Source organism: Ruminococcus callidus ATCC 27760 (assembly GCF_000468015.1).
GTDB classification, from domain to species: domain Bacteria; phylum Bacillota; class Clostridia; order Oscillospirales; family Ruminococcaceae; genus Ruminococcus_C; species Ruminococcus_C callidus.
The window spans coordinates 10,252-14,933 of the sequence record NZ_KI260415.1 but is presented as its reverse complement, the minus strand read 5'-3'; the positions used below and the strand labels follow the sequence as shown (position 1 = coordinate 14,933).

At 46.8% G+C, this 4,682-nt stretch carries 5 protein-coding genes; all 5 read left to right on the top strand.

Going from position 1 to position 4,682, the window contains the following annotated elements; translation table 11 throughout:
• Positions 1–142 precede the first annotated feature (142 nt).
• Genes RUMCAL_RS08645 through RUMCAL_RS08625 form a run of 5 tightly spaced genes read left to right on the top strand, consistent with a single transcriptional unit; the run spans position 143 to position 4,517 of the window.
• The gene (locus RUMCAL_RS08645) at positions 143–487 is read left to right on the top strand and encodes a DeoR family transcriptional regulator (RefSeq protein ID WP_051343767.1); all 345 of its coding nucleotides are present in this window, start codon (positions 143–145) and stop codon (positions 485–487) included.
• A gap of 6 nt (positions 488–493) precedes the next feature.
• On the top strand, positions 494–817 hold the full coding sequence (locus RUMCAL_RS08640) for a hypothetical protein (RefSeq protein WP_021682371.1): 324 nt from the start codon (positions 494–496) through the stop codon (positions 815–817).
• Complete coding sequence (locus tag RUMCAL_RS08635) at positions 807–1,916, top strand: DUF2800 domain-containing protein (protein WP_021682370.1); 1,110 nt, start codon at positions 807–809, stop codon at positions 1,914–1,916. Before RUMCAL_RS08640 ends, RUMCAL_RS08635 begins: the two co-directional genes overlap by 11 nt.
• Positions 1,917–1,929: 13 nt before the next feature.
• A complete protein-coding gene (locus tag RUMCAL_RS08630; protein ID WP_021682369.1) occupies positions 1,930–2,493 on the top strand; it encodes a DUF2815 family protein in 564 nt (187 codons plus the stop codon).
• A 47-nt stretch (positions 2,494–2,540) separates the two neighbouring features.
• Positions 2,541–4,517 (top strand): DNA polymerase, encoded by a 1,977-nt coding sequence (locus RUMCAL_RS08625; protein ID WP_341349370.1) that lies wholly within the window; start codon positions 2,541–2,543, stop codon positions 4,515–4,517.
• Positions 4,518–4,682 lie beyond the last annotated feature (165 nt).

The following is a 4,682-nucleotide window of genomic DNA, read 5'->3' as shown; positions in this document are numbered from 1 at the left end:
GTGCAGAATTTTTTCTGTACCTTGTCGGTGTTTTTATTCCTGTACAAACTGAAAATGTTTTGTGAACTCTTTTCAAACTACCAAAAAGGCTGGTAGTTTGAATGCTAGAGTAAGTTCGACGATTAGGAAAGGGGGTGTCCATGTGAGTGTGAATGAACGGCGTGCCGAAATCATGAAGATTTTAGTTGCTCGCAGACAAACAACAGTTCCACTTCTTGCACAGGAATTGTGTGTATGTTGTAATACTGTTCGCAACGACATTCATGCACTTGCATTGGACTATCCTCTGGAGACGTGTTCCGGGAATGGCGGCGGTGTTAGAGTAGCAGATTGGTATCATCCATATAAAAATATGCTTACAGAAGAACAATCTGTTGCTTTGGAGCAATTGCTATTGTTTGCAGATATTCGGCAAGCAGAAGTGATTCGCCAAATATTAGCGGAATTTAGTTCTCAGACCTATCGTCAAAAATATGCAAAGGAGTGAAACCGAATGAAAACCCTCATAGATGTCCTTGCAGCACTCAGCGATTTCGTAAAGGTCGCATCAGAGTGGGCAGAAAGTGCTTCTAAAGCGGAAGTGGAGACGTTTACGCAGATTTATCCGCAAAAAGAAGAAACGGTCAAAAAAGCCGTGGAAAAGGCGGTCACACTGGAAGAAGTCCGCAGCGTTCTGGCGAATCTATCCCGCAGCGGACAAAAGGAAACGGTGCTGAAACTGCTGCAAAAGCATGGCGGCAGTCGATTGTCTGAAGTTCCGCCGGGACGGTACGCTGCACTGTTCGCAGATGCACAGGAGGCAGCCCATGCCGAATAAACACGCCGTGCTCTCTGCTTCTTCCAGTGCTCGCTGGCTGGCGTGTCCGCCGTCTGCACAGCTTTGTGCTGCCCTGCCGGATACCGTGACAGACTACGCTCGGGAAGGCACGTGTGCTCACGAGTTGGCAGAATATAAGGTGCAAAAACTGCTCGGGAATCCGGCATCTAATCCCACGGAAAACTTAGATTTCTACGACACGGAAATGGAATACTGCACGGACAGCTACGCCCAGTACATCGCTGAATTGCTGGCAACCCTGCAAGAACCCATGGTTTTAGTGGAACAGCGGTTAGATTTCAGCCGATATGTTCCCAGCGGTTTTGGTACGGGCGACTGTGTGATTGTTGCAGATGATATCCTGACTGTCATTGACTTTAAGTATGGTAAGGGCGTAGCAGTATCTGCTGATCACAACTCGCAGATGATGCTTTATGCTCTGGGGGCGTTGGAATTGTTCGATGCCCTCTATGACATTGCAGAAATCTGGATGGTAATTTTTCAGCCAAGAATCCAGAACCTCAGCGAATGCACCCTGCCGCTGTCGGAACTGCTGCACTGGGCGGAAACCGAACTGAAACCAAAAGCCGCACTTGCTGCCAGAGGCGAGGGCGAATTCTTTGCCGGAGAACACTGCCGTTTCTGCAAGCGAAAAGCCACCTGCCGGAAACGGGCGGAGTACAATCTGCAATTGGCAAAGTATGATTTTGCTATGCCGGACAAGCTGACCGATACCGAAATCGAAACGATTTTAGCAACGGCTGACCAGCTGACCGCTTGGGTGGCGGACGTCAAGGAATACGCTTTGCAGCAGTCCTTACAGGGAAAAGCATGGAAGAATTGGAAGCTGGTTGAAGGCAGAGCCAGACGAGCATATTGCAGTGAAACTGCAGCAGCGGAGGCGGTACAAGCTGCTGGGTTCGACCCATATGAACATAAGGTAATGGGCATTATCGCAATGACCAGAATGCTGGGCAAGAAAAAATTCGAAGAATTGTTGGGAAATTTGCTTGTGAAACCACAGGGAAAGCCAACACTTGTTCCGCTATCAGACAAACGACCTGCGTGGAATACTGCACAGGAAGATTTCAAAGAATAAAGGAGTTTTTATCATGGCAAAGTATATCAATCCTGCAAAAGTAGTAACCGGTGTATGCAGATTCAGCTACGCCAACCTCTGGGAAGCCAAGGCGATGGACGAGAACAGCAAGCCGAAGTACAGCGTTTCCCTCATCATTCCCAAGTCGGACACGAAAACCATCGAAAAGATTCGTGCCGCCATTCAGGCTGCCTACGAGGAAGGACAGGGCAAGCTGAAAGGCAACAGCAAGTCCGTTCCGCCGCTGACTTCCCTCAAGACGCCGCTTCGGGATGGTGACTTGGAGCGACCGGACGATGAAGCCTATGCCAACAGTTATTTCGTCAACGCCAATTCCATCACTGCTCCGGGCATCGTGGATGCAGCCTGCCAGCAGATTTTAGACCACAGCGAGATTTACAGCGGTGTCTACGGCAGAGCCAGCATCACGTTCTATGCGTTCGCTACAAAGACCTCTCGGGGCATTGCCTGCGGCTTGCAGAACATCCAGAAGATTCGGGATGGCGAGCCGCTGGGTGGCCACAGCCGTGCAGAGGACGACTTCGCAACCGTAGAAGACGAGGATTTTCTGAACTAAGATAGCTGGGCGGACAGCTAGGCGTTATGCTTGGGTGGGTGATTGAGATAAACATGATTACAATTGATATCGAAACAAAATCCGATAAGGACATATCAAAATGCGGCATTTATGCTTATACAGATACCCCATATTTTGATATTCTGCTGTTTGCCTATTCCATAGACGGACAGCCTGTTCAGGTAGTGGATACGGCAAACGGTGAAGAAATTCCGGAAAATGTTCTCGCTGCTCTTGCAGATGAAAATGTAGTTAAAAGAGCATTTAACTGTAACTTTGAACGAGTATGTTTATCAAAATATCTTCGTGAAAATTATCCTCAATATTTTCAGAGTTACAGCATTGACGAAGATACTGTCGGAGATTTCTTAAATCCCGAAAGCTGGCATTGTTCTATGATTCATGCAAGAACGCTCGGACTGCCGTCATCACTTGCAGAAGTCGGAAAGGTTTTGGGCATTGAACAGCAGAAAATGACAGATGGCAAGGCTCTCGTCAAATTCTTTTGTGTGCCATACGACACAATTGACGGTGTACCGCAGTTCCATTCCCCCACTGATTATCCCGATAAATGGGAGATTTTCAAAGCGTACAACAAGCGTGATGTAGAAGCTGAACTTGAAATTGACAGAAAGCTGTCCCGTTTTCCTGTTCCCGATTTTATCTGGCAGGAATTTTATCTTGACCAGGAAATCAATGACAGAGGTATTCTCGTAGATATGCAGCTTGCAGATAAGGCAATTAACCTTGATGCAAAGGCAAAAGAAGAACTGACAGCTGAAGTGCAAAAGCTGACAGGCGTAGAAAATCCGAACTCTGTGTATCAGTTGCTGGATTGGCTTGAAACACAGGGTTACAAGTCGGATTCACTCGGAAAAACACAGGTGCTGGAACTCATTAAAACCGCAAAAGAACCTGTGAAATCCGTGCTTCAGATGCGTTTGCAGTTGTCTAAATCTTCAGTGAAAAAGTATACTGCTATGAAGAATACAGCTTGCAGCGATAATCGTGCAAGAGGGATGTTCAGCTTTTATGGGGCATCAAGAACGGGGCGTTGGGCTGGCAGAAATGTGCAATTGCAGAATCTTCCGCAGAATCATTTGCCGGATTTATCAGAAGCAAGAGAACTTGTAAAGTATGGTTCTTTTGAAGATATTCAGATGCTGTATGATGATGTTCCTGATACACTATCACAGCTTATCCGCACCGCCTTTATTCCAAGACAGGGTATGAAGTTTATTGTAGCTGACTTCTCTGCCATTGAAGCAAGAGTGATCGCATGGCTTGCAGGTGAAGAATGGCGAATGCGGGCTTTTGCATACGGTGAAGACATTTACTGTGCATCAGCATCAAAGATGTTCGGTGTGCCAGTTGTAAAGCATGGTGAAAACGGTCATTTAAGGCAGAAAGGAAAGATATCCGAATTGGCTTGTGGTTTCGGCGGATCGGTTGGAGCCATGAAAGCGATGGGAGCAGATTCTCTCGGCTTATCCGATACGGAACTGAAACAGATCGTAACCGACTGGCGTGAGGCTTCACCGCATATTACAGAACTCTGGTGGGCGGTAAATAGAGCTGTAAAAAAGGCAATCAAAGGAAAAACAGCAACGAAAACACACGGACTGCTATTTTCCTATGAGGCAGGGTTTCTGTTCATAAGGCTGCCAAGCGGAAGACGTCTTGCTTATGCTAAACCCTACATCGGTAAGAATAAATTCGGCGGTGAATCTGTTACATATATGGGCATTAATGCTCAGAAAAAATGGGACAGGCTTGAAAGCTATGGGCCGAAATTTGTAGAGAACTGCGTCCAAGGAATTGCAAGAGATCTGCTGATGTATTCCATGCAGACACTATCACAACACTTTATTGTCGGTCATATTCACGATGAAATGATTATCGAATGCCCGAAAGATACAAAACTGGATGAGATCTGTCAGCAGATGGCGAGAACACCAGACTGGGCAAAGGGACTGCTGCTTCGGGCAGACGGATATGAATGCAGCTTTTACAAGAAAGATTAGGAGGATTCCATATGTTTTACATCAAAGAAAACTTGAATGACACCACCAGTATCTCCGTGGAGATCAACAACGAAAACGTATACTGCCACTGCCCGCAGTGCGGTGCAGAAGTGCCGGTTGATCTGAGTATCTTCTGGACAGCAGAAAACTTTGACATTTTCAGCA

Coding starts and splice junctions, on each gene's coding strand:
- RUMCAL_RS08640 (WP_021682371.1), top strand. CDS start 494: ATGAAAACCCTCATAGATGTCCTTGCAGCACTCAGCGATTTCGTAAAG.
- RUMCAL_RS08635 (WP_021682370.1), top strand. CDS start 807: ATGCCGAATAAACACGCCGTGCTCTCTGCTTCTTCCAGTGCTCGCTGG.
- RUMCAL_RS08630 (WP_021682369.1), top strand. CDS start 1,930: ATGGCAAAGTATATCAATCCTGCAAAAGTAGTAACCGGTGTATGCAGA.